The following is a 26,622-nucleotide window of genomic DNA, read 5'->3' as shown; positions in this document are numbered from 1 at the left end:
AGAGGAGAGAAAAGGGGAATTCTCAGTTCCCTTACCAGAAATGGGAGTTACCCCACATTACGTTAAAGCCCCCAGGCAGATGACCATTGCCAGAACGGCAACGGGCATCAGTGGGGGCAAATTCATGTTCTATGGCGATTAAGACGGTGCTTTGACATTATCCGCTTAAGCCAGGGGCTGTGAGCCATTCTGGCGTGCACTGTTGATCCAGGCAAATGACCCCATCAAGGCGATCGCCAGCAGTAAAATGTACTCCAGCGACATGGCATAGACCCCTTGAATGGCATAAATCACCACACTGATCACATTGATCACCACCCACAGTAACCAGTTTTCGACATATTTACGGGTCATCAAGATCATTGCAGCGATAGAGAGCACCAGCATCGTGGAATCCCACAATGGGAAGGCATCCGGCTGCAATTCAGGCATGACGACTGAGAGCCCAATAGCCTGCATGATGGAAATAGCAATACCGGTCAGCACCGAGAATACTGGGTCGATAAATTTGGTCATCAAGGCGATAGCGACCACACAGACCGCCAGCAACGTGAACGCTTTTTGCCGGGGCAACCAGCGAATTTTTAGTGCTGCTTCATGGTTTTCGTTTTGACGGCTCCAGGCATACCAGCCATACAGGTTGGCGACAAAGAAGAACACCTGGAGTAACAGGCTGGCATACAACTGGATCTGGAAGAAGATAGCTGCAAACAGGGTAACGTTGATCAACCCAAACAGATAATTGATGATTTTTTCTTTGCTGGCGAACCAGATGCACAACAGGCCAAAGATAGTACCGATAGCCTCAATCCAGGAGAGCGCATAACCCCCGGTACCCAAAGGGATATTGACCATAACGTTATTGATACTGAAGAAATCCATTATTGCGTCCTCTCAAGATGATCCTGATACATGGCTTCCAGTGCGAGTAAAATTTCATGCTCCTCGCCTTGTTGGCAACAGTGCTCTTGCTGTTGATAATCGTTAATGCTTTCCGTCAGACAACCTTCATGTTCTACCACGACGTTGAGGATGGAGGCGATACGCATGTTACGCAACGCGCCCACCACCATGAGTGGTGCTGTCTCCATATCGGCGGCAAGAATACCTTTGGCTGACCAATAATTGCAGATTTCCTGTTCCCGGTCAGTGTAGAAGCTGTCATGACTGCGAACATAACCGCAGTGAGTAGTGTAGCCTAATTTCCTGGCCTGTTGGCGTAGTAAATAGACCAGATCACTGTCAGCACTGGCGGGGTAGCTGGTGGGGACATAAGCCTTACCGGTACCGTCATCCCGCACTGCGGCACTGGCAATCACCAGATCGCCGAGTTTCATTGACGGCTGTAAAGCCCCACAACTGCCAATGCGCACTAGGCAGTCGACACCGATTTGGTGCAGTTCTTCTGCAGCAACAGCGGTAGAAGGCCCTCCCATCCCGGTGGATACGACCAACACTTCCATACCGCGGTACCATCCCCGCAAGGCGCGATACTCACGGTGTTGCCCAAAGTTTTCTACTTGTTGCAAAAACCGCGCGACATGTTCCACCCGCTGTGGATCACCGGGTAATAGTGCATAATACGCGTCGGTCATCTGCCGGCTCAGCCGGATATGGGGTTGAGGTGAGTTCATATTACTAACCTGTTTTATTAACCTATTGCGGTGAACCGTTAACATACCGCCTGTCGCTGTAAACGCCTAGGGTCAATGACCCTGATTTGCTCACCATTGACGGTAATAATCTGCTGTTCCCGTAGGTCAAACAGAATACGGTTAATACTGCGTTGGGCTACGGCAAATTGCTCACTGAGCTGTAGTTTATTGACGGTAATCTCTCCGTGATGTTGGGCTCCCTGGTGTTGGTAGCTTTCCCAGAGCACCAGACAAACACGCTGGTGCAAGGAATAGAGATTATCTTCGCCTGCTTTTTTAGATAATTGATAATACTGACTGCTAAACGTTTTAATAATTTTCTGATTGAAGTGGTTATCTACGCTCAACCAATGGCAAAAGTCGGTGCGTGACAACGTCAACAGCGTGACGTCACTAATTGCCTCAACGGAACAGATATAGGGCCGTTGTTCAAAAATTTCTAGCTCACCGAGCATATCGCCTGCGTGATAACGTGCCTGTAGATATTTTCGCCCATCATTGGCATTGATAAAAACATCCACATTCCCTTGAACGATCAAATGAAACTGATGACAAATTTCATTTTGCTGGCAAATCAATGAGCCACGTTTGACTTGCTCTAATTTCCACTGACGTAAAATCGCCAATGGGCAGTATTTCAGCAGGTCATACAGAAGGGTGTTGCCAGTAATCAGTTCAACGATCCGTAACCATTCGCTGTTGTTTGGTTCGTTCTGCATAGTGATAACTATAAGGTTCTCTGTAAAGAAAGGACAGGACATCGGTCCTGGGGCAACATCAAAGATAGTATAAAACTGTAAGCAGCTTCATACATTAGAAGATTGTGTGGGACATCTGTCCCACGGTGGCTTGATTTTTTGCAGTGGCATCATAGAAAGTAGAAACCCTGGTGATATATCCAGAGTTTCTTAACTTATTTAGGGCGCAGGGAGTTCAAGGTTTGCAGGGTACTGGTGATATCGACCTCATGTTCAGAGAAAGTGTAGACCTGCCCTTGAAAAGTGGTGATCGATATCATGTTGAGTGTTTCTGTCGCCTCAGGTGTTTGCGCCACTTGTGGCCGGATGCGGTTCATCAGTAACCCCACGGAAAGCACAGTATTTTCTTTATCTACTTCAGTTTTGAGTGGGACTTCTTTAGTGAAAGTCTGGTAAGACTTGATGCTGGTAATCCTGATTTTCTCATTGGCAATAATGATGTGCTTACTGATGGCTTGTACTTTTACTGCATAAGCGGAAGGGCCTTTGGTATTGTTGGTGGGCTCAAATGTCACCAGCGCATTTTTCTTAATCAGTTCTGGGTTTTGCACTTTGATCACGTGAAAATAACGATTTTCCCCGTTTTCATCGGTGATAAAGCCGAAGCCTTTGTCTGCAAAAAAAGTCGTTATCTTGCCGTTCATGGTCATTCTCATTAAGTCTTTGGTTACTGTGTTAATGATAGCGTGGAATGCGTTGCGGTGACAGGGCAAAGTCAATCAGACAGGGCGAAAGAGCAGCCAGAGTTCAGCTCGGTGGTTCGGGTTGGCAGGCTAAGGTTTGGCCGGGTGTCAGCGGTGATTGCGTTTGAGCAGCAAACTTTTTTACTTTTTATCGCCTTTATGTGATCTCGACTATGGACAAAACTCCATCTAATTGCTGTACTGTATATGACACAGAGTTTGTGTCATACATTCACGTTAAAGGTAAGTTTGATGTCAAAGATTAAAGGTAGCGTTAAGTGGTTTAATGAATCTAAAGGTTTCGGTTTCATTACTCCTGAAGATGGTAGCAAAGATGTTTTCGTTCACTTCTCTGCCATCACCAGCAATGGTTTTAAAACTCTGGCTGAAGGTCAGCGCGTAGAGTTTGAAATCACCAATGGTGCCAAAGGGCCATCTGCTGCAAACGTTACTGCTATCTAAGCTACAGTAGCTTAAATTCTGAAACCCGCTCTATGAGCGGGTTTTTTTGTCTGTTTTTAATGCGGGGTCGTACAGGGAAAATGCGCTGTTGAGCGACGGTTACTGCCCGCAGAACCACCAGACCAGCATAAAGGCCAGCAGGGTCATTGACAGTGAACCCGCCAAGTTGAGAAATATATTGGCGAGAGCCCAAGCAATGCGGCCATCTTGCAACAGATAAACTACCTCAAACGAAAAGGTAGAGAAGGTGGTCAACCCACCACAGAACCCAGTGGTAATCAGTATCTTCCAGGTAGGATCAAGCTGCGTCATGCGGCTTAATAGCGCCAGAGCGAGCCCGATAATAAAGCCCCCTACCAGGTTGACCGCTAAAGTACCCACAGGAATGTGCGGGTGCAGTGGGTTTAACCGTAGGCTGATTGCCCAACGCAGCACACTACCTAAGCCACCACCAATAAACACTGCCAGCAAAGAATTGAACATCAATGAAACCCTTTCATAAAAATGGGTAAAGACTCAGAAAGGTACAGGCTATACTCAAAATAATTCGAGTTGCTTGTAGGCGGCAAGCAGTGGAATCCCCAGGAGCATAGCCAACTATGTGACTGGGGTGACATTGCGTAGCAAACAACCAAGCAACTTTAAGAATGAAGAGTATAAAGCTACGTTGCTCTCTGCGAGGTAGCGTAGACATCATCAGCCTAATGGGGCGGTTATGGAGGCATGTCATCTCCGTTTGTCAGCCAGTTTATCCCTGGCGTGCGGCGGAATTTTACACCTTACCGATTTGATTTTGTAGTCTCACCGTTGATTTCCCCCGCTGTCACTAGCCAAGTGCATTTACGTTACAGGGAACGGCTAACTTTGAGGAACCGCGCGTTCCATGCGGTTACGACCATGGCTTTTAGCCAGGTAGAGGGCATTGTCAGCGGCTTTCAGCCACTCCTGATAACTTTTCATTTCCGGTTGGTAATCGGCTACTCCCGCGCTGATATACAGCTTTAAGTCAGGGGCATCACGGAAGGTGACTTCCCTCAGGTGCTCCTGGATCCGGCTTAAAGCCTGGCTGGCTTGCTCTGGAGGGGTATTGGGTAGCAATGCACCAAATTCATCGCCCCCATAGCGGCCAACAATATCCATGGTGCGCAACCCGAGCACCAGTTCCTCTGCAAGCACAATGAGCGCTTCATCACCGAGGGCATGGCCGAATGTATCATTGATAGCCTTAAAGCGGTCTATATCGATCAAGATCAGCGTTGCGGTGTGATTATAACGTCGGCAGCTGTCGAACTGATTGCGTAACAGGTGTTCCCAATGGCGGCGGTTATAAACACCCGTCAAGCCATCACGCATGCTGATACGAACCACTTCGCGTTTCTTTTCTACTAGGTGTTTGGCGGTACGATAGGTCACCAGACCAAACAGAACCGGATAAATAAACAGTACCGGCAGGTAGAAGTAGAGTTGCAGTGGTGTGGTTTGCGGGGTGAAAGGAAACCCTAATAGTGCACTGGTCAATATTGCCCCAACAATCTGCGCAACCCCCCCTTTGAGAAACAGGCTATAACTCCCAGCGGCAGTATTGTTCATGCCCATCATCGCCAGAAATACGATAGTGGGTAGTGCACTGAAGCCCATCACGGCTATCCAGACGCCAGCTAGCAAGGAATCAATCAATAGATTACGGGTTTCAGTTACTAATGGTTTTTCAGAATGGATTGACCATTGATAGGCGATATGTGGCCAGATCAAGGTATAAATAATCAGTAAACCCCAAATGAAAGGCGATGAATGCAGGGGATAAATCGTGGCGGATAGACCAAAGAGCCCAAGTCCCAGACCAACAATGCGTGGCAGGTAAGTACGCTTGGCGAAGCTAAGGCCTGCAAATTTGCTATCAATGATCAATGGGGTATAGGCCATCAAGTATCTCCCTTTGCGTCATGCGGTTGCGGAAAGTATCTTTCCTATCATCTAGCATAGAACATCCTGACAACTTCTTACTCTGTTACAAACTTGCGGTGTGTTTAAAATGCTAAAGTGGCATTCAATCTATAATAATAGGCAAGGTTTATTACCCGACTGTGCTTGGCTGCCATAGATAAATAATGAAGGCGAATATGGCAGGTATCAGCATGACCAAGCTACTGGTTATTACGGTGTTGATAGTCTGTTTGATAAAAACGGGTGCTGTTTGGCACCCGTTTTTGCATTTGTTCGTTGAAGCGTAACAAAAAGTAATTTTTTATTTAACTTCAAGCCCTTTGGCCTGCAAGTCAGCATGGTAGGAAGAGCGGACAAACGGACCACAGGCGGCATGAGTGAACCCCATCGCCATGGCTTCTTGTTTCATTTCATCAAATTCTGCCGGGCTGACATAGCGTTGTACCGGTAGATGGTGGCGGCTGGGCTGTAGATATTGCCCTAACGTCAGCATGGTTACCCCATGGCGGCGCAAGTCGTGCATTACTTCGATGATCTCTGCATTGGTTTCCCCCAAGCCAACCATCAGGCCCGATTTGGTGGGGATATCGGGATGGGTTTGCTTAAAGCGTTCCAATAATTTCAGTGACCATCCGTAATCGGCCCCCGGACGCACCTGACGATAAAGGCGCGGGACGTTTTCCAAGTTGTGGTTAAAAACATCAGGTGGGGTAGCAGTCAAAATCTCCAGTGCGCGATCCATCCGGCCACGGAAATCAGGTACCAGGGTTTCAATTCTGATGGTTGGGCTTTTAGCACGAATGGCAGTAATGCAGTCAGCAAAATGTTGTGCGCCACCGTCACGTAGGTCATCACGGTCAACCGAGGTAATTACCACATAACGCAGAGCCATATCAGCAATGGTTTGTGCCAGTTTTTCTGGTTCGTTAGCATCGGGAGCCATAGGGCGGCCATGAGCAACATCACAGAACGGACAGCGGCGGGTACAGATTGCCCCGAGGATCATAAAGGTGGCGGTACCGTGGTTAAAACATTCAGCCAGGTTGGGGCAAGAAGCCTCTTCACATACCGAATGTAGACCATTTTTACGCATTGCCGCCTTGATACCTTGAATACGGGTAGAGTCGGCGGGGAGTTTTATTCTCATCCACTCGGGTTTGCGTAACAGCTCCTGCCGTTCGGCGACCACCGTTTTCACTGGGATCAACGCCATTTTGTCTGCATCGCGGTATTTGACGCCGCGTTCCATCTGAATTGGTTTACTCATAATTGTGCAGGTTCCAGTCACCAAGCTCGACTGTCTGGTAGCCGAGTAAATGAACAAATTGTTGTATCAGGATAGGGTGTACATCGGTGATGCCGATTCCTGGGGCAAGTGTGCTCACTTGTGTCATTTTCATTCCCGCATAACCACAGGGGTTAATGCGTTGGAATGGGGAAAGATCCATGGCGACGTTCAAAGCCAGACCATGAAAGGAGCAACCTTTGCGGATGCGTAAACCCAGTGAGCAAATTTTCTCTTCGCCAACGTAAACACCGGGCGCATCAGGTCGGGCACGTGACTCAATGTTGAAGTGAGCCAGGGTATTGATCACCGTTTGTTCCAGCGCGGTAACCAATTGTCGAACGCCCATTTTATTGCGTTTTAGATCGATCATTACATAGAGCACTTGTTGGCCTGGGCCATGGTAGGTCACCTGCCCACCACGGTCACTCTGAATCACCAGAATGTCACCCGGTGTCAGGAGATGTTCTGTTTTACCTGCCTGGCCTTGGGTAAATACCGGGTGATGCTGAACCAGCCAGAGTTCGTCCAGCGTGGTGTCACTGCGATTATCAGTAAAGCAGTGCATGGCTTGGGATACCGGCTGATAGGGCTGTAACCCCAATTGGCGCAGAATGATCTTGTTATGTTGCAAACGTGGCATCATCAGGTTACACAAGTGGTAGAGCATTATAGCGGGCACACCGCTCCGCGACTAGCAGTTATCCCCATGGGGACGGTTGCCTATACCTATAAGTCGTGCGGTAAAGGCTGGTGGAGTCGAAGGGTTACAGCACCATGCGAACAATGTCAATGTTACCCAACTCTTCGTATAACGTTTCTACCTGCTCGATATGCGTGGCGTTAATGGTGATAGAAACCGAGTGATAATTGCCTTTGCTGCTGGGTTTAACTTGCGGGTTATAATCCCCCGGCGCATGGCGTTGTACCACTTCAACCACTTGGTCGACCAATTCAGGTTGGGCCAGCCCCATCACCTTATAGGTAAAGGAGCAGGGGAATTCGAGTAGTTCATTTAGTTTAGTCTTTTGCATTAGAAAGGCGCTCCAGGTGTGGTTATTGTATAAATCATAACTCCCGCCGGAGCGGGAGCTGATGTTAAATCAAATATGGGGCTGTAATACCCGGTTTCAAGGGTTAGCCGAACCAGTGATGGAACATCAAGCGGATATAATCAAATAGACGACTGAAGATACCCCCTTCTTTCACTTCCTTCAGAACCACTAAGGGGCGCTGATCGATGGTTTTGCCATCTAACTGGAAGTTGATAGTGCCAACCACCTGGTTTTTTGCCAGCGGAGCATGAATTTCCGGGGTGTTGAGTACATAGCTGGCTTTAAGGTCTTTCATGCGGCCGCGTGGGATGGTCAGGTAAGCATCTTTGTCGACACCCAACTCTACGCGGTCAGCATCACCGAACCAGACCGGCTCTGAAGCAAACTCTTTCCCTGCTTTTAATGGTGCAACCGTTTCAAAGAAGCGGAAGCCCCAGGTCAGCAATTTTTTACTTTCGGCCTCACGGCCTTTATAAGTACGCCCACCCAGCACGACAGAAATCAGCCGCATTTCACCTTCTGTTGCCGAAGCGACCAGGTTATAACCAGCGGCATCGGTATGGCCGGTTTTAATACCATCAACGTTCAGGCTGGTATCCCACAACAGACCGTTACGGTTTAATTGGCGAATATTGTTAAAGGTGAACTCTTTTTCTTTGTAAATGGCATATTCATCCGGAACATCGCGGATCAAGGCTTGGCCGATCAACGCCATATCGCGGGCTGAACTGTATTGCCCCTGGGCATCCAGGCCATGCACTGTCTGGAAATGTGTATTCTGCAGACCGAATTGTTTGACGTAGGTATTCATCAGGTTAACGAACGCATCCTGGCTACCGGCGACGTAGTTAGCCATCGCCACGCAGGCATCATTACCGGACTGCAAGTTGATGCCGCGCGTCAGTTTGGAAACTGGCACACGATCACCGGGTTTCAGAAACATCAGCGAGGAGCCTTTGAACACCGGGTTGCCGGTTGCCCAAGCATCTGGGCCGATAGTAACCAGATCTTCCTGACCAATCTTGCCAGATTTCAATGCCTGCCCGATGACATAGCTGGTCATCATTTTGGTCAGGCTGGCGGGATCACGGCGAGTGTCAGCGTTTGATTCCGCTAATACTTTACCGGAGTTGTAATCGATCAAGATGTAAGCTTCCGCATCAATTTGCGGTACACCGGGGATCATGGTTTGAATATTAGTATCATCAGCCTGGGCAACTGGCGCTGCACTTATCGCGATAACTACGCCGAGGGTTAGGCTCTTGATTAAGCGGAAAGAAGTTACATGTTTCATGATCAGGACGACAACATCCGTAAAAGTAAGTGATAAAACGAGCCATACTATAGCAGATGGGACTCGGACAGGCATTAGACATTCATCTGACAGCAGCGGGTTTACACACATTTACCTGCAAGAAAATGTTTCAGACATCGGTACGGAGGGCCTCTATCCAGGTTCATTCAAGCTGCTGACTGAGGGCAGCAACCGGAATGAACCTGACAATTGACTTAAGGCACGGCAGCAATAAAGGATTGCTGTTGCGCTTCATTGGCCAGACGTTGTTGCAATTGTTCGGCCTGTTGGCGATTGCTGAATGGGCCTAATTGCACACGATAGACACTGCCATTGGCTTCGACTTTGCCGGGAACGCCAAACTGTTGGCTCAATTGTTGTTGCCAACTCTGTGCACGTTCCGCATTGCTCAGTGCCCCAACCTGTACGACAAAGTGGCCACTGGCACTCGTTTCCGCGTGGGTTGCCACTGCAGGGGCAACGTTGGAAACACTAGCAGTAGGGGCTGCTGGTTGAGGTTCAGAACCTTCCAGCACGCCGGTCGGCAAGGGGCTAGGTGCACCAATAAAACCGCCCTGACGGGGGCTGCCGGCAGCCGATGGGGTTAGACTCGCCTCATCAATGTTTAGGCTGCTGTTGTCAATGGGCCTGACGTTAGCCTCCGGTGGGGCGGAAACATCCTTCTGTATGGGGGTGCCCATGCTACCAGAGCTGAGCTCTGGGCGTGCGGGGAGTGCATAACTCTGTTTAGCCACCGTGGTACCTACCGTACCCGGGCCGCTTAATGTGCCATCCTGAGCCACGCTGATAAAGTCCACTTGCACTTTGGTCTTATTCGACAGGTTGAGGCGGTCGGCGGCGGCTTTCGACAGATCGATAATGCGCCCTGGGGTATAAGGGCCACGATCATTAACACGTACCACCAGTTGCCGGCCATTAGCCAGATTGGTGACGCGGACATAACTCGGAATTGGCAATGTAGGGTGCGCTGCCGTTAATGCATTGGGATCAAATTGCTCACCAATGGCGGTGGTATTACCACTGGCTTCTTCACCATACCAGGCCGCCAGACCGGTTTGTGAGAAATTTTGCGGATCTTTTACAATCTCATAGGTGGTGCCATTTACCGTATAATCTTGCATATTCCGTGGGTTATAAGGCTCATAATGCGGTTCGGCACCACCGATTTCAGTTGCTTGGCCATTATAGGGCGCCTGTGTTGGTTCTGTTGTGGTGGTACAGGCTGAAAGTAATACTGCAACGGCAACAGCGCCACCCCAAAGCCACTCCTTACGCATTAACGACCCCCTATAAATTTTTAGACAGCATTTTTCGGTGTGTGTGGATCGACATGACAATGCCGAACCCAGCCATAAGGACAATCAGTGCTGACCCCCCATAACTCACTAAAGGCAAAGGTACGCCAACTACCGGTAAAATACCACTCACCATGCCAATGTTAACAAATACATAGACAAACAAGATCAGCATCAGCCCACCCACCATTACACGGCCGAAGGTGGTCTGTGCTTGTGCGGCGATCACCAGCCCACGGATAATGACCAGCAGATACAGCCCTATCAGTAGCAGAACACCCATTAGCCCAAGTTCTTCGGCCAAGACTGCGAAGATGAAATCAGTATGGCGTTCAGGCAGAAACTCCAGTTGGGACTGGGTACCGTGCAACCAGCCTTTACCGAAAAGACCACCAGAACCAATGGCGATTTTCGATTGGATAATATGGTAGCCGGCCCCGAGAGGGTCGCTCTCTGGATCGAGTAGCATCATCACGCGGTCCCGCTGATAGTCATGCATCAGGAAAAACCACAGTACAGGAATAAAAGCGCCTACCAGGATCACTGCAACGCCAATCAGCTTCCAGCTCATCCCGGATAAAAACAGCACAAACAGACCTGAAGCGGCAATCAAAATTGACGTTCCCAGATCGGGTTGTGCGGCAACCAGTAAGGTAGGCAGGAAAATCAGCACTAACGCGATAGCGGTATGTTTTAAAGAAGGGGGGCAGACATCGCGGTTCATAAAGCGCGCCACCATTAATGGCACGGCAATTTTAGCAATCTCTGAGGGTTGGAAACGGACAAAACCGAGATCCAGCCAACGTTGTGCACCTTTACTGATCTGACCGAACGCATCCACTAGTACCAGTAGGATCACACTGAAAATATACAGATAAATCGCCCAATTTTCATAAACTCGTGGTGGGATCTGGGCCATCACGCCCATAATGACCAACCCCATCAGCATCTGACCGACTTTACGCTCCATCATCCCCATGTCCTGGCCACTAGCACTCCATATCACACAGGCACTGTAAACCAGCAAGGCCAGAATAAATAACAGCATTAGCGGGTCAATATGGATTTTGGTCCAGATAGAGTTTTTTTGTTGGCTTTCAGTCATGTTATACCTTAATCACCTTCTACACCCGGTGGCAGTGGCGCAGCATCGGGTAATTGCGTGTTATTGTCGCCCAACAAAATGTGGTCGAGGATCTGGCGAGTAATGGTCCCCACCGCTGGACCAGCTCCTCCATTTTCTAGGATGACGGCGACCGACACGGTTGGGTTATCGAATGGCGCAAAGGCGGTCATTAATTTATGGTCACGTAGATGCTCCGCGAGCTTGTGAGCATTATAGGTTTCATAGCCGAATACCTGTGCCGTACCGGATTTTGCTGCCGCTTTATAGGGGGCGCCTTCAAAGTATTTACGTGCCGTACCATTAGGCCGATTGGCGACGCCATACATACCATCTTTGACGATTTCCCAGTAACCAGAACGAACATCACCGATCTGTTTATGTTCTTCCTGACGGAACGGTACTAATGCACCATTGACTCTGGTGCTCTGTAACAGATGCGGAATAATGACATTACCATCGTTAATCAGGGTATTCAGTGCTTTTGACATCTGGATCGGGGTTGCCGTCCAGTAACCTTGACCAATCCCCACCGGAATGGTGTCACCCTGATACCAGGGTTTTTTAAATCGTTTGAGTTTCCACTCACGTGTTGGCATCAGGCCGGCGCGCTCTTCAGCAAGATCAATACCGGTGTAGTCACCGTAACCGAATTTGCTTAACCAGCTCGATAACCGATCAATGCCCATATCATAAGCCACCTGGTAGAAGAAGGTATCCGCAGATTCTTCGATGGCTTTGGTGACATTAAGGCGGCCATGCCCCCACTTTTTCCAGTCACGGAAACGTTTTTCTGAACCCGGTAATTGCCACCAACCAGGATCAAAAACCACGGTATTTTTGGTAATGACCCCAGCGCTGAGCGCTGAGACAGCAATATAAGGTTTCACTGTCGAAGCCGGGGGGTAGATACCTTGTGTGGTGCGGTTGATCAGTGGGCGGTTTGGATCATCGAGTAACCCCTGGTAATCCTTGCTGGAGATACCATCCACAAACAGGTTGGGATCATAGCTGGGGTTGGAAACCATCGCTAAAATACTGCCGGTACGTGGATCGCTAACCACCACCGCAGCACGGCTGCCTACCAGTAATTGTTCAATATAGCGCTGCAGGTTGAGATCCAGTGTCAGATAAATATCCTGACCAGCAACCGGCGGTTGTTCATGCAATTGACGGATCACTCGGCCACGGTTATTGACCTCGACTTCTTCATAGCCGGTTTTGCCGTGCAGGGTATCCTCATAGAAACGTTCAATACCCAATTTGCCGATATCATGGGTGGCGGCATAGTTAGCCAGTTTACCGTCTTTATCCAGGCGTTCGACATCCCGGTCATTAATTTTTGATACGTAACCGATAACATGAGTGAGCGCGGAGCCATAAGGGTAGTAGCGGCGTTGATAGCCTTTGACTTCAACCCCTGGGAAACGGAATTGATTGACCGCAAAACGGGCGACCTGAACCTCGCTAAGCGCTGTTTTTACCGGAATGGAGACGAAACGACGTGAACGCTTGCGCTCTTTTTCAAAGTTGGCGATATCCTCATCGGTCAGATCGACCACCGGACGTAATTCCTGCAAGGTGGCTTTCAGATCGTCGATTTTCTCTGGCATTAGCTCCAACTGGTAAATGGTTCGGTTCAGTGCCAGTGGAGTACCGTTGCGGTCATAAATCATGCCACGACTGGGAGCGATAGGGACCAGCTTGATGCGGTTTTCGTTGGAGCGAGTGCGATAATCCTCAAAGCGAACGATTTGCAGGTTATACATATTGGCAATCAGGATGCCTGTCATGATCAGAATAGCCAGCAGTGCCACCAGGGCACGGCGTACAAACAGGGCAGCTTCCGCGGTATAGTCGCGAAAAGGGTTACGTTCTATTTTCATCCCGTTGCTTTATTTCACTCTATGGCGGTCATTTTACTCGGTTACAGCCACCTGCGATCATTCGCGGTGGTAAGGATGATTGGTCGTAATACTCCAGGCACGGTAGAGACTTTCGGCAACCAGTATTCGTACTAAAGGATGTGGCAACGTCAATGGCGAGAGCGACCAGCTTTGTTCCGCCGCTGATTTACAGGCCGGTGACAATCCCTCAGGACCACCGATTAACAGGCTGACGTTACGGCCATCCTGCTTCCATCGTTCAAGCTGTTGCGCCAACTGAGGCGTTTCCCAGGGCGTACCTGGGATATCCAGCGTGACAATGCGGTTACCTTTACCGACTGCTGCTAGCATCTGCTCACCTTCCTTGTCCAAAATGCGTTTGATATCCGCATTTTTGCCGCGTTTACCTGCCGGGATTTCGGTCAGCTCAAGTGGCATATCTTTCGGGAAGCGAGACAGATAATCCATAAAACCAATCTGCACCCAGTCTGGCATTTTAGTACCGACTGCAACCAATTGCAGTTTCACCAGTTAACTCCAGAGCTTTTCCAGTTCGTATAGGCGGCGGCTCTCTTCTTGCATCACATGCACGATCACCTCACCCAGATCGACCACGACCCAGTCGGAAGCTTCCCGGCCTTTCATACCATACAATTCTATACCTGCAGCACGAGCTTCCTGCACGATATATTCGGCGATTGACATGACATGGCGGGTAGAAGTGCCCGTGCAAATGATCATGCAGTCGGTGATACTGGATTTGCCCTGGACATCCAGGGAGATAATATCCTGACCTTTTAGATCATCGATTTTATCAATCACGAAATCTTGGAGCGTTTTGCCTTGCAAAGGTTCCCCCTTGAGGATGTTCTGTTTATCCGGCTGCTTAATAATAGCGCGAATTATGGTGGTGTCGGCTGGATTTCACTGAAAGCGGGTTGAGCATGACCTTGACAACGGTCTGCGGAGGCTTCAGTGGATACCCGAAAAATAGCGGGGCAGTATAGCATGCGGCCTAGCGATATAAACCCTGTAACTCGATATAACGCAGCACCGAGTGCGGTAATAGATCATCACAACCCATTCCCTGATGAAGACGTTGGCGTATTTCGGTGGCAGATATCTCCAGTAATGGGGTATTCGCCCGGTAGATATAACCACTGGGTTGCTGGCTGAGCAAGGTCGGATCACTAATCTGGTGTTGCTCCAACCAGCCTTGTAGCTCGGTACTGTCCATTTGCTGCTGGTAGCCAGGGCGAGCTAACACTAACAGATGGCAGACATTCAGCAGATCTTGCCAGCGATGCCACTTATGCAAAGACAGCAATGAATCCTGACCGATGATAAATGCCAGAGGTAATGCAGCACCACGTTCTTTACGTATCATTTCTAACGTATCGATGGTGTAAGAAGGTGTTGTACGCTGTAATTCGCGCTCATCCACGGTGAACAACGGGTGATCCGCTATCGCCAGCTTGACCATGGCTAACCGCTGTTGCGGGTTGGCTTCCGGCTGTGGGCGATGTGGCGGCACATGATTGGGTAGCAGAGTCACCTGCTGCAGTCCCACCTCGTTTGCCAAGGCTTCCACCGGGCGCAGATGGCCGTAGTGGATCGGGTCAAAAGTGCCACCAAACAGAGCATGTAAGGTCAGTGCGTGTAACGGCTGGTTAGTGGGCATCGGCGAAACTCGTGGGTAACGGTTTACCGCACAGCAACATCGACAAGGTTTCCAGCTCTGACCACACCGATTGGCTGTACTCTTGTTTAAGCAGAACTTCGATTTTTGCCAGCAGGTGCACGGCCTGCTGTAATTGCTGGCTAGACAGGCGTTGCAATGCTTGGGTGATCAGGTTACGCCGGTTTTGCCAGACTTTTTGCTGATCAAACAGGGTACGCAGTGGGGTGGTTGCCATCCGACGCTGCAACGTGAGTAATGTTAATAGCTCCCGTTGCAAGGTTCGCAGCAGGATCACCGGCTCCATATCTTCTTGTTGCAATTGCTGGAGAATATGCCAGGCACGTTTACTTTTGCCCGCCAGCAGCGCATCCAGCCAGTGGAATGGGCTGAAATGAGCCGCATCGTTCACGGCTTGCTCCACTCGAGGCAAAGTCAGTTTGCCATCAGGGTGCAGTAACGCCAGTCTTTCCAACGCTTGAGCGAGTGCCAAAAGATTGCCTTCATAGCAGTAGCACAGCAGTTGATTCGCGGCATCATCCAGCTCAAGCGACATCGATTTGGCCCGCTGTGTTACCCATCGGGGGAGTTGTGCCTGTTCTGGCGTCTGGCAACTGACTAAAACCCCATTAGGGCTAACGGCTTTGAACCAGGCGCTGTTTTCTTGTGCTTTAGTCAAACGCGGGCCGCGCAGTACCAACAGGATATCCTGATGTAGCAAACTGGCCAGTTTGGTTAAGTGTTCAGCCATCACCGCAGTTGGGCCGTTGTCTGGCAAGGTCAATTGCAGGGTTTGCCGGCTGGAAAACAGACTCATCGCTTGGCAGATACTGAAGATGGCATCCCAATCGGTTTGGGCGTCCAGAGTTATTGAGTAATGTTCGCTAAACTGCTGTTGTTGGGCAGCCTGGCGGACTAAATCCTGACTTTCCTGCAGCAGCAACGGTTCATTGCCACTCAATAAATAACAAGCGCGCAACCCCTCTCGGAGTTGCGCGGCAAGTTGTTCAGGATAGATACGCATCATGGTGCGTTAGCACTTACCGTATTTTTATCCATAGCCGTTTTTTTACTCATAGCAACGGCCTTTTGCTGCTCGCTTAATTGAGCGGCTTGGATCACCGACTGGAATTTACGCAGAATTTGTTGCGCGGCCTGTCGGCGCATTTCCTGCAGGATTATCTCCTGCTCAGAATCTTTCGCCAGTGCGGTTAATGGGTTATCAAAGAACGTGCGGAAGACCTTGACGTTGATCGGATAGAGGTCATGCCCAGGCAGCAACACCTGCGCCTGAACCGTCATCACCATTTGAAATTCCGCTGTTTTACCATCCTGAAAGATTGACACCGTGTCTTGGCTTTGTGTCGAACTCACGATACGTAAAGAAGGAACCTCTTTTTGGGCCGGATCATATTTGACCACATTAGTACCGCTAAGACGTAATTGCTCACGCACTGCCCGAGTCAGTGGACCAAAGGGATCGTAGCTGTCCAGGATCAGGGTATGCAATTCCGTGGGCACCTGGGTGTTACCACGCAGATGAAACCCACAACCGGCGGTGACCAGCACCGCTAACCCCAGTAATAACGTTAGAATGCGATGTTGCACAAAGTCTCCTTGTGTTAACCCACAACCAGGTTAAGCAATTTGCCTGGAACATAAACCACTTTACGCACTGTAACCCCTTCCAGATACTTGGCCACCAAATGTTCCTGTGCGGCCTGTTCACGGACTTGATCTTCAGTGGCGTCAGCAGGTACGGTAATTTTCGCACGGACTTTGCCGTTAACTTGTACCACCACCAACTTGGAGTCTTCTACCATCGCGGCGTCTTCTGCTACCGGCCAAGGTGCAGTATCCACATCACCGGTACCGTTTAACGCTTGCCACAAGGTAAAGCAGATATGCGGGGTAAATGGATAGAGCATCCGCACTACCGCCAGCAACGCTTCCTGCAGCAATGCACGATCCTGCGCGGTTTCTTGCGGTGCACGGCCCAGTTTATTCATTAACTCCATTACTGCGGCAATGGCGGTGTTAAAGGTCTGGCGGCGGCCAATATCATCGGTCACTTTTGCGATGGTTTTATGCACATCACGGCGTAACGCTTTCTGATCTTCATTCAGCGCAGCGACATTCAGTGGCTGAACCGCACCTTGCTCCAGGTGATCGTAAGCCAGTTTCCATACGCGCTTCAGGAAGCGATTCGCCCCTTCTACACCTGACTCCTGCCATTCCAGGGTCATTTCAGCCGGAGAAGCGAACATCATAAACAGACGAACGGTATCCGCGCCGTATTTTTCCACCATGACTTGTGGGTCGATGCCGTTGTTTTTCGACTTCGACATTTTGCTCATGCCAGCATAAACCAATTGATGGCCTTGTGAGTCGGTGGCGTTGACAATACGCCCCTTTTCGTCACGTTCAACAATGGCGTCAACCGGGGAGACCCAAATGCGCTCACCATTACTGCCGCTGTAGTAAAAGGCATCAGCCAGCACCATACCTTGGCACAAGAGGCGCTTGGCTGGCTCGTCTGAATCCACCAGCCCGGCGTCCCGCATCAACTTGTGGAAGAAACGGAAATACATCAGGTGCATGATGGCATGTTCGATCCCCCCCACATACTGATCCACTGGCAGCCAGTAGTTGGCGGCGGCTGGATCTAACATCCCTTGGTCATATTGTGGGCAGGTATAACGCGCGTAATACCAGGAAGACTCCATAAAGGTATCGAAGGTGTCGGTTTCACGCAACGCGGGTTGACCGTTAACGGTGGTTTTCGCCCATTGCGGATCTGCTTTGATTGGGCTGGTAATACCATCCATCACCACATCTTCCGGCAGGATCACCGGCAGTTGGTCTTCTGGGGTTGGCATCACTGTACCATCTTCCAGTGTGACCATCGGGATCGGCGCTCCCCAGTAACGCTGGCGGGAAACGCCCCAATCGCGCAGGCGGTAGTTGACCTTACGTTGGCCGACTCCCTGCATCACCAGTTTATCTGCAATGGCATTAAACCCGGCCTGATGATCCAGACCATCAAATTCACCTGAATTGAACAGAACGCCTTTCTCGGTCATTGCCTCGGTGCTGATATCGGGCTGGCTGCCATCGAGATTCAGTATCACCGGCTTAATCGGCAATTGGTATTTAGTGGCAAATTCCCAGTCGCGCTGATCGTGAGCGGGAACTGCCATCACCGCTCCGGTGCCATATTCCATCAACACAAAGTTGGCAACCCAGATAGGCAGCTTTTCACCGTTGAGAGGATGGATGGCAAACAGGCCCGTGGCCATGCCTTTTTTCTCCATCACCGCCATGTCCGCTTCGGCAACCTTGGTGTTACGGCATTCATCAATAAAAGCGTTCAGGGCGGGGTTATTTGTTGCACCTAGCTGTGCCAGCGGGTGGCCAGCAGCCACCGCCAAATAGGTTGCCCCGATAAACGTATCCGGGCGGGTGGTATAGACGGTCACTTTTTCATCGCTATCGGTGACGTCAAAGGTAATTTCCACCCCTTCAGAACGGCCAATCCAGTTGCGCTGCATGGTTTTTACCTGCTCAGGCCAACTTTCCAGTGTGTCCAGGTCGTTGAGCAGTTGATCAGCATAAGCGGTGATCTTGATAAACCATTGCGGGATCTCTTTACGTTCAACTTTGGTGTCGCAGCGCCAGCAGCAGCCGTCAATCACCTGCTCGTTGGCCAATACGGTGAGATCATGTGGGCACCAGTTCACCGCGGAGGTTTTTTTATAAACCATGCCTTTTTCATACAGTTTGGTGAAGAACCACTGTTCCCAACGGTAATAGTCAGGCTTACAGGTGGCAATTTCACGATCCCAGTCATAGCCGAAGCCCAGCAATTTAAGCTGGTTCTTCATATATTCGATGTTGTCATAGGTCCAGGGTGCAGGCGCGGTATTATTTTTTACTGCGGCCCCTTCCGCGGGTAGACCAAAGGCATCCCAGCCAATCGGCTGCAGCACATTTTTACCCAGCATCCGCTGGTAGCGGGAGATCACATCGCCGATGGTGTAGTTACGCACATGGCCCATATGCAAACGACCCGAAGGGTATGGCAACATGGATAGGCAGTAATACTTTTCCTTGCTTGCGTCTTCGGTAACTTTGAATGTCTGTTTCTGTTGCCAGTGAAGTTGTACAGTTGATTCTATCTCTTCGGGGCGATATTGCTCTTGCATGGTGGCCAGTGGTCCTGTAGGTGTTTAACAGCTACATCCGTAGCATTTATTTGTCTATGCTCGATGAAATTTGAAAGATAACGGGCATATCTGATAGATCCGCATAGCATAGCTGATAAGGCTGCTTGACAACAACACTAAGCGTTCCCGATTCAAGTATCTGCGATGGGATAGATAGTATCCCTAGCACGCAATGACGATGGGTTTATTTTACCCAGTGTGGTGTAACGTTCGTCCAACTTTATGGGGTAGTTCCGCGTTATGTTTTAACGCGCGTTCAAACAGTCACAAATCCTAAGAGCGGCCAGCAGTTGAACGACTTCGTTTTATCTCTCGAACAATTTCAGGGTCTTTTTCAGCAAAGCGATTACGTAGGTAACCGGCTTGGTCAAAGTCATTAAAGGGATCGAACACGTTACTTACGCTCTCTCAGGTAATTGACAGCTAACATAGCAACATCCTTTTTAGAGATTTTACCTGCACGTTTCAACGCGATAAGAAGATCTTCAATACAGTCATGTTTCACTTCATCACCAGCTAAGCGTGTGACGGCATTAGCCCACTGATCCATTGAGTTATAGGAGTAAGACACTTTATGACGGCGAGCGAGTTTCATGACATATTTGGCAACCCCTTGCGTCGGAATTTTTTGAGAAAGGGGGCAGGTATCATCCTGATTTCTAAGCTTCTGGCGGTAACTGCGGAACCATATACTCTTGCCGTTAATCGTCATTTTACGTGAAATTCGCGGCGTTTCAGTCTCGACGACTATCTCATTTTCCAAAGCGCTATCATTCGTAAATGAAAAGTCATTTTTATGAAGGACAAACCCCAGTTTATCGGCAGTTTGACTAATGATTACCTCAAGACTTCCCAGAAGTCTTACATTGCCATCAGGGACTCGTTTGGCTTTAGCATAGACTCCACGAGAAAGACGAAGAAGTTCCCCTTTCTGTACTAATGAATTAAGCACATGTGTGACTTGAGTCTTGCTTCCCAAGGAAGCAACATCCGAACGAGACAGGACGATTCCAGCACGGCGTTTGATCGACTGACGCATACGGGTTTCGAGTTTCATGACAACTCCCACAGCAAAGTGACTTTATAATTTTAGCAGGAAAGCTAAAAAGTCACAATTTATATTAAATTACAATAAGTTGCGTGTTAATCAAAGGCTTGCGAACCGGCATAAACTGTCAGTATAGATAACTAACATATGTAGTGAGTTTTCATCAGGAAAGTACTGTATCTTCCTCAACGAATATCGGTTTCTTTTGTTATCGACAAAATGAGTGGTAAGTCTCGCAAGAATTCTGGTTAGTTTGAGAGGGTGAATGTCAAGAGCCATGATATCACTCACAATCTGCAGATCTCGCAGCAGGTCAAATTGCAATCAGTGATTTACGGCTAGAATAATAACAGGTAGCTTAAGAGAACACGCTTGTCACAGTCATTGACCCGGGAGAGGCTATGAGCAAAGTTACTCAATACTATCGTGAGTTGGTTGCATCATTGACAGAACGCCTAAAGAATGGCGAACGTGATATTGATGAGTTGGTGGCCAGTGCCGAAAAATACCTCAATGAGGTGGAGGAGTTGACCCGTCATGAGGTGGAACAACTGGTTCTGGCAGTACGACGTGACTTGGAGGAGTTTGCCCGTAGTTATGAAGAGAGTCGTGAGGCCTTTACTGACAGTGTCTTTATGCGGGTGATCAAAGAGAGTCTATGGCAGGAACTGGCCGATATCACTGACAAAACGCAGTTGGAATGGCGTGAGGTGTTCAAGGATGTCAGCCACCATGGCGTCTATCACAGTGGTGAAGTGGTTGGGCTAGGCAATCTGGTTTGTGAAAAATGCCACTATCACCTTGCCTTCTATACCCCGGAGATTTTACCCCGCTGCCCTAAATGTGGGCATGACCAGTTCCAGCGCAAGCCCTTTGAACCTTGATGGTACCCCGGGCTTGCAGCAGTGGTGGGTAGCCGCATTAATGTAAAATTTTGGCCAGGAAGTCTCTGGCGCGTTCGGAGGTGGGGTTGTTGAAGAAGTCATCTTTATTGCGATCTTCGACAATCTTGCCTTCATCCATAAAGATCACCCGGTGAGCCACCTTACGGGCAAAGCCCATCTCGTGGGTAACCACCATCATGGTCATCCCTTCTTGCGCCAGTTCCACCATTACATCCAGCACTTCATTGATCATTTCAGGATCAAGGGCCGAGGTCGGTTCATCAAACAGCATGGCGATAGGGTCCATACATAGTGCGCGAGCAATGGCCACGCGCTGTTGTTGACCACCGGAAAGTTGACCAGGGAACTTATTGGCATGGGCGGACAGGCCGACTCGCTCCAGTAATTTCAGGCCTTTCTCACGGGATGCAGCTTTGTCTCGCTTGAGAACTTTGACTTGTGCCAGTGTCAGGTTTTCAATGATCGATAAGTGGGGGAACAGTTCGAAATGCTGGAATACCATGCCCACCTTGGAACGTAATTGTGCCAGATTGGTCTTCTTGTCGTTAACTTGTATGCCATTAACCAGAATATCCCCTTGTTGGATCAGTTCTAGCCCGTTAACTGTTTTAATCAGGGTGGATTTGCCTGAACCAGAAGGACCACAAACCACCACCACTTCACCTTTTTTGACTTCAGTGGTGCAATCGGTTAACACCCGAAACTGACCGTACCACTTGGAAACATTTTTCAGGGATATCATCAAACTGTCCTTTTCTTCAAATAGCTTACCAGTGCCGAAGCGGCCAGACTGATAATAAAATAGACAAAACCGGCGAACAGCACCATTTCTACCCGCGTACCGTCACGCTCACCAATATTGGTGGCCGTGCGGAAGAAGTCAGCCAGGCTCAACACATAAACCAGTGAGGTATCCTGGAAAAGCACAATCCCTTGCGTCAAGAGTAAGGGGACCATGGCGCGGAAAGCTTGTGGCAAGATCACCAGTTGCATTGATTGCCAGCGGGTCATCCCCAACGCCAGTGAAGCCGCAGATTGGCCGCGTGAAACGCTCTCGATGCCTGCCCGAATAATTTCCGAGTAATAAGCCGCTTCAAACAACGAAAAGGCGACCATCGCCGAGATCAGGCGAATATCGTTTTTCGGTGATAAGCCAAGGACCTGCTGTAAGAAGCTGGGAACCACCAGGTAGAACCACAGCAATACCATCACCAACGGGACAGAGCGAAACAGGTTGACATACAGCGCCGCAAACCAACTGAGGGGTTTGATCGGTGACAAGCGCATAACCGCGAGCACGGTACCCCAGAGAATGCCAAATACGATGGCGACCACGGTGATTTTCAGCGTGATCCCCAGGCCCTGCAGCAGGTAAGGGAGGTTTGGGACAATCGATCCCCAATCAAATTGATACATTATTTGCTCCCCATATTGCCAGGTAACTGCACTCTCTTCTCCACCAGACGCATCAACAGCATAATGACAGCGTTGATAGCGACATAGGCCAAGGTGATAGCAGTAAATGATTCATACGCATGAGCTGAGTAATCGAGCAGTTTGCCCGCTTGCGCCGCCATATCCACCAGACCGATAGTGGAGGCGATGGCAGAGTTTTTCACCAGGTTCAACATTTCGGAGGTCATCGGCGGCACAATGATCCGGTAAGCATTGGGCAATAGCACATAGCGATAGGTTTGTGGCAATGTCAGGCCCATGGCTAACCCCGCAGCCTGCTGGCCACGGGGTAGTGATTGAATGGCTGCACGTACTTGTTCACAGACGCGTGCCGCAGTAAACAAGCCAAGGCACAGCATGGAGGAAACAAAGAACTGAACATTAGGATCCAGCTCCATTTTGAACCACATACCGATCTCTGTCGGCAGCAGTTCGGGGATCACCAGATACCAGGTGAAAAATTGGACGATCAGCGGTACGTTACGAAATAGCTCTACATAACAGGTACCCAGCGAGGAAAGGAAACGGTTGGGCACGGTGCGCAAGATGCCAAACAGTGATCCCACAAAGAAAGCAATCATCCAGGCACACATGGAGAGGGCGATCGTGACCTGAAAACCGGACCACATCCAGCCCAGATAGGTGGTATTGCCGAAGGGGGCCGGCTGCAAGAAGATACCCCAGTTCCAATCAATTGACATAACAAACTCCATTAAACATCGAGCATGATGGGGGTTCTGCGGTAGCTCTCACGCACGGGTCAGGTTGTTTTTTGCGTATGAGACCCTGAACTTGTCTGGAGCAATGCGGGAGGGGAACTACCCCCCGCATTTCTGTCTGCTCTCAGTCAGCCATCAACATGGCCAGTGATATCCCGGTCACCAATGAAGCTGCAGGGTTGTTGACTACGCTCTTTCGCCCTAGTCACATAGTTATCTATGCTCCTAGGGACTCGCTCACTTGTCGCCTACCTGCCACTCCATTGAACTTGGGTATACTGGCCTTATTGTTATTAATTTAATGCTTTGTCATTCGGCTCTTTGAACAATTGCTTCATGTCATCAGACAGTGCGAAGTTCAAGTTTAGGTTTTTCGGTGGGATAGGTTGTTTGAACCAGGTATCAAACCATTGTATAGCCTGACCCGAGGTTTGAACTTGGCTGATGGTCTCATCAATCAATTGTTTAAATTGCGGGTCATCTTTGCGCATCATACAGCCATAGGCTTCTCTGGATTGCGCAGTGCCGGTGATTTCCCACTGGTCAGGCTGCTTGGCTTTGGCCCGTTCGCCTGCAAGTAGGGCGTCGTCCATCATGAATGCCACTGCACGGCCGCTTTCCAAGGTACGGAAAGAGTCACCATGATCTTTGGCACTGATGATGCGCATTTTCATCTGCCCGTTGTCATTGAGTTTGTTGAGCAGGACTTCAGACGTTGTCCCCGAAGTGACCACCACGGTTTTACCCGCCAGGTCTTTAAAGTCTTTGATATCGGAGTCTTTCTTCGCTAGCAGACGAGTGCCGACAATAAAAATGGTGTTGGAGAATGTGGCTTGTTGTTGGCGTTCAAGGTTGTTGGTCGTCGAACCACACTCAAAGTCGTAAGTCCCGTTTTGCAACAATGGGATACGATTCTGCGAGGTGATGGGGATCATTTTCACCTGCAGATTGGGTTGGTTCAATTTCTTCTTGATGGCATCAATAATTTGGTTGGAATAGTCCTGGGAGTAGCCGACCACTTGCTGTTGATTATCATAGTAAGAGAAGGGGACCGAAGACTCACGGTGGCCGACAACAATCACGCCGTTATCGTTGATTTTCTTTAGTGTACCGGTCAATTCTTCCGCATGGGCTACGCTACCCGCCATACCGAAAAACAGTAACGATAACGCCAATTTACGTAGTTGCATGGTTTAACTCCTTTGTTGTTGTAATAGTCCGTACTCAGGGAGTGTTGAGCTAAAGCGACTATTCGAGGCTTGAGTTATTAGAGTATGAAACCGCTAAAAAATAGCTCAATGTAAATATAATGTAATCAAATTGTTTTATTTTTTGCGACATCACACGCACCTAATTAATGCAATAAACCCACCGCACACCAGTAAAGTGCGCGCAATGCGCTGGAGTTGTGCATATATCCACGTTCTTTCGGGCTATTCAGGGGCTGTGCTGCTTGAACTTAGTGGCCACCAGGCCATAACCTGGGGTTGGATATGATTTTATTGGAGCAAGAACGTGCCAGAAAATTGGCATCATGAAATGTTACGACGTGGTGAGAAAAGCACGGCAAGGCGCCGTGCTTAAGAGTGGAAGGTTATTTGCGGCGCCAACGAGCGACCAGGGCAATAGCACCTAACAGCGCACTGAACAGCCAAATGGGGGCTGAACCAAAACGCGCGTAAGGGGTGATCCCGCTGGTGGGGGTGACAGTCACTTCCAGCACGCTTCGGGTGAATTGTGGGATGGAAGCTTGCACTTCGCCTGTCGGCCCAATCGCTGCAGTAATGCCGTTATTGGTGGCGCGTAGCAACGGCCGGCCTAATTCCAGTGCTCGCATCCGTGCCATTTGGAAGTGCTGCCATGGGCCAATAGAGTTGCCGAACCAGGCATCATTCGAGATGGTCAGCAGGAAATGGGTATCTGGATGGAAATTATCCCGTACTTGTTGACCCAGCACAATTTCATAGCAGATGGCCGCAGTCAGGTTGTAACCGCGCACACTCAACGGTGGCTGCACATAATTACCACGGCTGAATGAGGACATTGGCAAATCAAAAAGTGGCGCTAATGGCCGCAGCAGAGTTTCCAGCGGTACAAATTCACCAAAGGGCACCAGATGGTGTTTGTCGTAACGATTGCTGGCGGGGTAACGGTAGGGTTCCTCTTCCCCAAGGACGATCACACTGTTGAAGATCTCTCTGCCCTGTGGTGTGGCGCGGACATCGACAATCCCGGTGATCAGGCTGCTGTTGTTAGCTCGCATCATCTCATCAAGCATGGTGAGAAAGCCATGTTGGTTGCTTTCCACATCCGGAATGGCGGACTCCGGCCAGATGATAATGGGGGCTTTACCGATATAGGGCCGGCTCTCATCCAGATAGGTTTGCAGCGTATTTTGCAATGCACTGGGGTCCCATTTCAGCGATTGTTCGATATTGCCTTGCACCATGGCGATATTCACCGCCTTCTCCGGCAGTGGGGTAAACCACTGCAACTGGCGCAGTGGCCAGGGCAGCAGTAACATTGCCAGCGCAATCACCCCAGGGGTAATGCGCCGCTGGTTAATGGCAAAAACCAATAACCCACTGAGAGACATTAAAATTAAGGTGATGGCGTCCACGCCCAGTAATGGCGCGATACCTTGCAGCGGACCATCAATCTGGCTATAGCCAAATTGCAACCAGGGGAAGCCAGTGAGCACCCAACCGCGCAGGAACTCGGTCAGTTGCCATACGGCTGGGGCGGCAATGGCCAGTTTCCACCAACTGGTCTGTGGCCAGATACGGGTCAAGAGCCCAGCGAATAGCCCGGTGTAGAGTGAGAGATAGGCGGCCAGCAGTACCACCAGAAAGAGATTGATGGCAAAGGGCATACCACCGAAATCAGCAATACTGACATAGACCCAGTTCACGCCAGTGCCAAACAGCCCCATGCCCCAGAAGAAGCCCAGCATAACAGACTGTTTAGTGGTGCGATTAAGCGTAATCGCTAATAGACCGACCAGGGAAACAATCGCCGCTGGCCAGATATCGTAAGGTGAGAATGCTAATGTGCCGCAGGCACCGGACAACAGCGCCAGCAGGGTACGAACCCACTGGCGTTCAAGTAAGGGGGCTTTAGCCATAAATGA

27 protein-coding genes and 1 riboswitch are annotated in these 26,622 nt (G+C 49.7%); of the genes, 2 read left to right on the top strand and 25 right to left on the bottom strand.

The genetic code is table 11. The features are described from left to right. Positions 1-165 precede the first annotated feature (165 nt). The 4 genes from pnuC to ACX9GV_RS12585 all read right to left on the bottom strand — a co-directional run bounded on the left by pnuC (position 166) and on the right by ACX9GV_RS12585 (position 3,057). The gene (pnuC, locus tag ACX9GV_RS12600; RefSeq protein ID WP_473195748.1) at positions 166-882 is read right to left on the bottom strand and encodes a nicotinamide riboside transporter PnuC; all 717 of its coding nucleotides are present in this window, start codon (positions 880-882) and stop codon (positions 166-168) included. Next, positions 882-1,634, bottom strand: coding sequence for a nucleoside phosphorylase (locus ACX9GV_RS12595; RefSeq protein ID WP_473195747.1), 753 nt, complete (start codon positions 1,632-1,634; stop codon positions 882-884). The genes pnuC and ACX9GV_RS12595 overlap by 1 nt, the downstream gene beginning before the upstream one ends. Positions 1,635-1,672: 38 nt before the next feature. Continuing rightward, the gene (locus tag ACX9GV_RS12590) at positions 1,673-2,374 is read right to left on the bottom strand and encodes a Crp/Fnr family transcriptional regulator (RefSeq protein WP_473195746.1); all 702 of its coding nucleotides are present in this window, start codon (positions 2,372-2,374) and stop codon (positions 1,673-1,675) included. 194 nt (positions 2,375-2,568) lie between these two features. Beyond that, on the bottom strand, positions 2,569-3,057 hold the full coding sequence (locus ACX9GV_RS12585) for a cold-shock protein (RefSeq protein WP_473195745.1): 489 nt from the start codon (positions 3,055-3,057) through the stop codon (positions 2,569-2,571). Positions 3,058-3,348: 291 nt separating this feature from the next. Between ACX9GV_RS12585 and cspE the strand changes: the two genes are divergently transcribed. After that, the gene (gene cspE / locus ACX9GV_RS12580) at positions 3,349-3,558 is read left to right on the top strand and encodes a transcription antiterminator/RNA stability regulator CspE (RefSeq protein WP_023490239.1); all 210 of its coding nucleotides are present in this window, start codon (positions 3,349-3,351) and stop codon (positions 3,556-3,558) included. Positions 3,559-3,657: 99 nt separating this feature from the next. Here cspE and crcB read toward each other — a convergent pair whose 3' ends face one another. From crcB to ACX9GV_RS12500, 16 genes are all read right to left on the bottom strand, one after another. Then, complete coding sequence (gene crcB, locus ACX9GV_RS12575) at positions 3,658-4,041, bottom strand: fluoride efflux transporter CrcB (protein WP_023490238.1); 384 nt, start codon at positions 4,039-4,041, stop codon at positions 3,658-3,660. A gap of 197 nt (positions 4,042-4,238) precedes the next feature. Further along, positions 4,239-4,301, bottom strand: a riboswitch (Fluoride riboswitch). A gap of 115 nt (positions 4,302-4,416) precedes the next feature. Continuing rightward, positions 4,417-5,481, bottom strand: a complete 1,065-nt coding sequence (locus ACX9GV_RS12570) for a diguanylate cyclase (protein ID WP_473195744.1) — start codon at positions 5,479-5,481, stop codon at positions 4,417-4,419. 322 nt (positions 5,482-5,803) lie between these two features. Beyond that, positions 5,804-6,769, bottom strand: coding sequence for a lipoyl synthase (lipA, locus tag ACX9GV_RS12565; RefSeq protein ID WP_023490236.1), 966 nt, complete (start codon positions 6,767-6,769; stop codon positions 5,804-5,806). Next, positions 6,762-7,433 carry a lipoyl(octanoyl) transferase LipB gene (gene lipB / locus ACX9GV_RS12560; protein WP_023490235.1) on the bottom strand — a complete coding sequence of 224 codons (672 nt, stop codon included), beginning with the start codon at positions 7,431-7,433 and terminating at the stop codon, positions 6,762-6,764. Before lipB ends, lipA begins: the two co-directional genes overlap by 8 nt. A 121-nt stretch (positions 7,434-7,554) precedes the next feature. Then, the gene (gene ybeD, locus ACX9GV_RS12555) at positions 7,555-7,821 is read right to left on the bottom strand and encodes a DUF493 family protein YbeD (RefSeq protein ID WP_023490234.1); all 267 of its coding nucleotides are present in this window, start codon (positions 7,819-7,821) and stop codon (positions 7,555-7,557) included. A 103-nt stretch (positions 7,822-7,924) separates the two neighbouring features. Continuing rightward, a complete protein-coding gene (gene dacA / locus ACX9GV_RS12550) occupies positions 7,925-9,136 on the bottom strand; it encodes a D-alanyl-D-alanine carboxypeptidase DacA (protein WP_473195743.1) in 1,212 nt (403 codons plus the stop codon). 215 nt (positions 9,137-9,351) lie between these two features. Beyond that, entirely contained in the window at positions 9,352-10,434 is a 1,083-nt protein-coding gene (gene rlpA / locus ACX9GV_RS12545; RefSeq protein ID WP_473195742.1) for an endolytic peptidoglycan transglycosylase RlpA, read from the bottom strand. A gap of 10 nt (positions 10,435-10,444) precedes the next feature. Continuing rightward, positions 10,445-11,557 (bottom strand): peptidoglycan glycosyltransferase MrdB, encoded by a 1,113-nt coding sequence (mrdB, locus tag ACX9GV_RS12540; protein ID WP_023490231.1) that lies wholly within the window; start codon positions 11,555-11,557, stop codon positions 10,445-10,447. An 8-nt stretch (positions 11,558-11,565) separates the two neighbouring features. Continuing rightward, complete coding sequence (mrdA, locus tag ACX9GV_RS12535; protein ID WP_023490230.1) at positions 11,566-13,461, bottom strand: peptidoglycan DD-transpeptidase MrdA; 1,896 nt, start codon at positions 13,459-13,461, stop codon at positions 11,566-11,568. Positions 13,462-13,518: 57 nt separating this feature from the next. Then, positions 13,519-13,989, bottom strand: coding sequence for a 23S rRNA (pseudouridine(1915)-N(3))-methyltransferase RlmH (rlmH, locus tag ACX9GV_RS12530; RefSeq protein ID WP_473195741.1), 471 nt, complete (start codon positions 13,987-13,989; stop codon positions 13,519-13,521). Positions 13,990-13,992: 3 nt separating this feature from the next. Then, the gene (rsfS, locus tag ACX9GV_RS12525; RefSeq protein WP_037387077.1) at positions 13,993-14,310 is read right to left on the bottom strand and encodes a ribosome silencing factor; all 318 of its coding nucleotides are present in this window, start codon (positions 14,308-14,310) and stop codon (positions 13,993-13,995) included. Between the two features lie 166 nt (positions 14,311-14,476). Beyond that, positions 14,477-15,142: a nicotinate-nucleotide adenylyltransferase gene (nadD, locus tag ACX9GV_RS12520; RefSeq protein WP_473195740.1), complete on the bottom strand. Its 666-nt coding sequence runs from the start codon at positions 15,140-15,142 to the stop codon at positions 14,477-14,479. Next, positions 15,132-16,166 carry a DNA polymerase III subunit delta gene (gene holA, locus ACX9GV_RS12515; protein ID WP_473195739.1) on the bottom strand — a complete coding sequence of 345 codons (1,035 nt, stop codon included), beginning with the start codon at positions 16,164-16,166 and terminating at the stop codon, positions 15,132-15,134. Before holA ends, nadD begins: the two co-directional genes overlap by 11 nt. Then, entirely contained in the window at positions 16,163-16,747 is a 585-nt protein-coding gene (lptE, locus tag ACX9GV_RS12510) for an LPS assembly lipoprotein LptE (protein ID WP_473195738.1), read from the bottom strand. Before lptE ends, holA begins: the two co-directional genes overlap by 4 nt. A 14-nt stretch (positions 16,748-16,761) precedes the next feature. Continuing rightward, positions 16,762-19,344 (bottom strand): leucine--tRNA ligase, encoded by a 2,583-nt coding sequence (gene leuS, locus ACX9GV_RS12505; RefSeq protein ID WP_473195737.1) that lies wholly within the window; start codon positions 19,342-19,344, stop codon positions 16,762-16,764. Between the two features lie 415 nt (positions 19,345-19,759). Beyond that, positions 19,760-20,422 (bottom strand): type IV toxin-antitoxin system AbiEi family antitoxin domain-containing protein, encoded by a 663-nt coding sequence (locus tag ACX9GV_RS12500; protein ID WP_473195736.1) that lies wholly within the window; start codon positions 20,420-20,422, stop codon positions 19,760-19,762. Positions 20,423-20,814: 392 nt separating this feature from the next. On the opposite strand from ACX9GV_RS12500, the gene ACX9GV_RS12495 reads away from it, so the two are divergent. After that, entirely contained in the window at positions 20,815-21,297 is a 483-nt protein-coding gene (locus tag ACX9GV_RS12495) for a zinc ribbon-containing protein (protein ID WP_473195735.1), read from the top strand. Positions 21,298-21,334: 37 nt separating this feature from the next. Here the strand turns inward: ACX9GV_RS12495 and ACX9GV_RS12490 are convergent, their stop codons facing one another. The 5 genes from ACX9GV_RS12490 to lnt form a co-directional block, all read right to left on the bottom strand. Beyond that, positions 21,335-22,060 (bottom strand): amino acid ABC transporter ATP-binding protein, encoded by a 726-nt coding sequence (locus ACX9GV_RS12490; protein ID WP_023490616.1) that lies wholly within the window; start codon positions 22,058-22,060, stop codon positions 21,335-21,337. Continuing rightward, positions 22,060-22,734 carry a glutamate/aspartate ABC transporter permease GltK gene (gene gltK / locus ACX9GV_RS12485; protein ID WP_023490617.1) on the bottom strand — a complete coding sequence of 225 codons (675 nt, stop codon included), beginning with the start codon at positions 22,732-22,734 and terminating at the stop codon, positions 22,060-22,062. Before gltK ends, ACX9GV_RS12490 begins: the two co-directional genes overlap by 1 nt. Next, positions 22,734-23,474: an amino acid ABC transporter permease gene (locus ACX9GV_RS12480; RefSeq protein WP_473195734.1), complete on the bottom strand. Its 741-nt coding sequence runs from the start codon at positions 23,472-23,474 to the stop codon at positions 22,734-22,736. Before ACX9GV_RS12480 ends, gltK begins: the two co-directional genes overlap by 1 nt. A gap of 311 nt (positions 23,475-23,785) precedes the next feature. Then, positions 23,786-24,682, bottom strand: a complete 897-nt coding sequence (locus ACX9GV_RS12475) for a glutamate/aspartate ABC transporter substrate-binding protein (protein ID WP_473195733.1) — start codon at positions 24,680-24,682, stop codon at positions 23,786-23,788. 404 nt (positions 24,683-25,086) lie between these two features. Continuing rightward, on the bottom strand, positions 25,087-26,616 hold the full coding sequence (lnt, locus tag ACX9GV_RS12470; RefSeq protein WP_473195732.1) for an apolipoprotein N-acyltransferase: 1,530 nt from the start codon (positions 26,614-26,616) through the stop codon (positions 25,087-25,089). Between the last annotated feature and the right edge of the window lie 6 nt (positions 26,617-26,622).

The sequence above is a fragment of the Serratia sp. 25CWL12 genome (assembly GCF_055790885.1).
This window is presented reverse-complemented; position numbering and strand designations above follow the sequence as displayed.

What these genes read in the sequence shown, in the direction of transcription:
- pnuC (WP_473195748.1), bottom strand. Translation starts at nt 882, where the DNA reads ATGGATTTCTTCAGTATCAATAACGTTATGGTCAATATCCCTTTGGGT.
- ACX9GV_RS12595 (WP_473195747.1), bottom strand. Translation starts at nt 1,634, where the DNA reads ATGAACTCACCTCAACCCCATATCCGGCTGAGCCGGCAGATGACCGAC.
- ACX9GV_RS12590 (WP_473195746.1), bottom strand. Translation starts at nt 2,374, where the DNA reads ATGCAGAACGAACCAAACAACAGCGAATGGTTACGGATCGTTGAACTG.
- ACX9GV_RS12585 (WP_473195745.1), bottom strand. Translation starts at nt 3,057, where the DNA reads ATGAACGGCAAGATAACGACTTTTTTTGCAGACAAAGGCTTCGGCTTT.
- cspE (WP_023490239.1), top strand. Translation starts at nt 3,349, where the DNA reads ATGTCAAAGATTAAAGGTAGCGTTAAGTGGTTTAATGAATCTAAAGGT.
- crcB (WP_023490238.1), bottom strand. Translation starts at nt 4,041, where the DNA reads ATGTTCAATTCTTTGCTGGCAGTGTTTATTGGTGGTGGCTTAGGTAGT.
- ACX9GV_RS12570 (WP_473195744.1), bottom strand. Translation starts at nt 5,481, where the DNA reads ATGGCCTATACCCCATTGATCATTGATAGCAAATTTGCAGGCCTTAGC.
- lipA (WP_023490236.1), bottom strand. Translation starts at nt 6,769, where the DNA reads ATGAGTAAACCAATTCAGATGGAACGCGGCGTCAAATACCGCGATGCA.
- lipB (WP_023490235.1), bottom strand. Translation starts at nt 7,433, where the DNA reads ATGATGCCACGTTTGCAACATAACAAGATCATTCTGCGCCAATTGGGG.
- ybeD (WP_023490234.1), bottom strand. Translation starts at nt 7,821, where the DNA reads ATGCAAAAGACTAAACTAAATGAACTACTCGAATTCCCCTGCTCCTTT.
- dacA (WP_473195743.1), bottom strand. Translation starts at nt 9,136, where the DNA reads ATGAAACATGTAACTTCTTTCCGCTTAATCAAGAGCCTAACCCTCGGC.
- rlpA (WP_473195742.1), bottom strand. Translation starts at nt 10,434, where the DNA reads ATGCGTAAGGAGTGGCTTTGGGGTGGCGCTGTTGCCGTTGCAGTATTA.
- mrdB (WP_023490231.1), bottom strand. Translation starts at nt 11,557, where the DNA reads ATGACTGAAAGCCAACAAAAAAACTCTATCTGGACCAAAATCCATATT.
- mrdA (WP_023490230.1), bottom strand. Translation starts at nt 13,461, where the DNA reads ATGAAAATAGAACGTAACCCTTTTCGCGACTATACCGCGGAAGCTGCC.
- nadD (WP_473195740.1), bottom strand. Translation starts at nt 15,142, where the DNA reads ATGCCCACTAACCAGCCGTTACACGCACTGACCTTACATGCTCTGTTT.
- holA (WP_473195739.1), bottom strand. Translation starts at nt 16,166, where the DNA reads ATGATGCGTATCTATCCTGAACAACTTGCCGCGCAACTCCGAGAGGGG.
- leuS (WP_473195737.1), bottom strand. Translation starts at nt 19,344, where the DNA reads ATGCAAGAGCAATATCGCCCCGAAGAGATAGAATCAACTGTACAACTT.
- ACX9GV_RS12500 (WP_473195736.1), bottom strand. Translation starts at nt 20,422, where the DNA reads ATGAAACTCGAAACCCGTATGCGTCAGTCGATCAAACGCCGTGCTGGA.
- ACX9GV_RS12495 (WP_473195735.1), top strand. Translation starts at nt 20,815, where the DNA reads ATGAGCAAAGTTACTCAATACTATCGTGAGTTGGTTGCATCATTGACA.
- ACX9GV_RS12490 (WP_023490616.1), bottom strand. Translation starts at nt 22,060, where the DNA reads ATGATATCCCTGAAAAATGTTTCCAAGTGGTACGGTCAGTTTCGGGTG.
- gltK (WP_023490617.1), bottom strand. Translation starts at nt 22,734, where the DNA reads ATGTATCAATTTGATTGGGGATCGATTGTCCCAAACCTCCCTTACCTG.
- ACX9GV_RS12480 (WP_473195734.1), bottom strand. Translation starts at nt 23,474, where the DNA reads ATGTCAATTGATTGGAACTGGGGTATCTTCTTGCAGCCGGCCCCCTTC.
- ACX9GV_RS12475 (WP_473195733.1), bottom strand. Translation starts at nt 24,682, where the DNA reads ATGCAACTACGTAAATTGGCGTTATCGTTACTGTTTTTCGGTATGGCG.
- lnt (WP_473195732.1), bottom strand. Translation starts at nt 26,616, where the DNA reads ATGGCTAAAGCCCCCTTACTTGAACGCCAGTGGGTTCGTACCCTGCTG.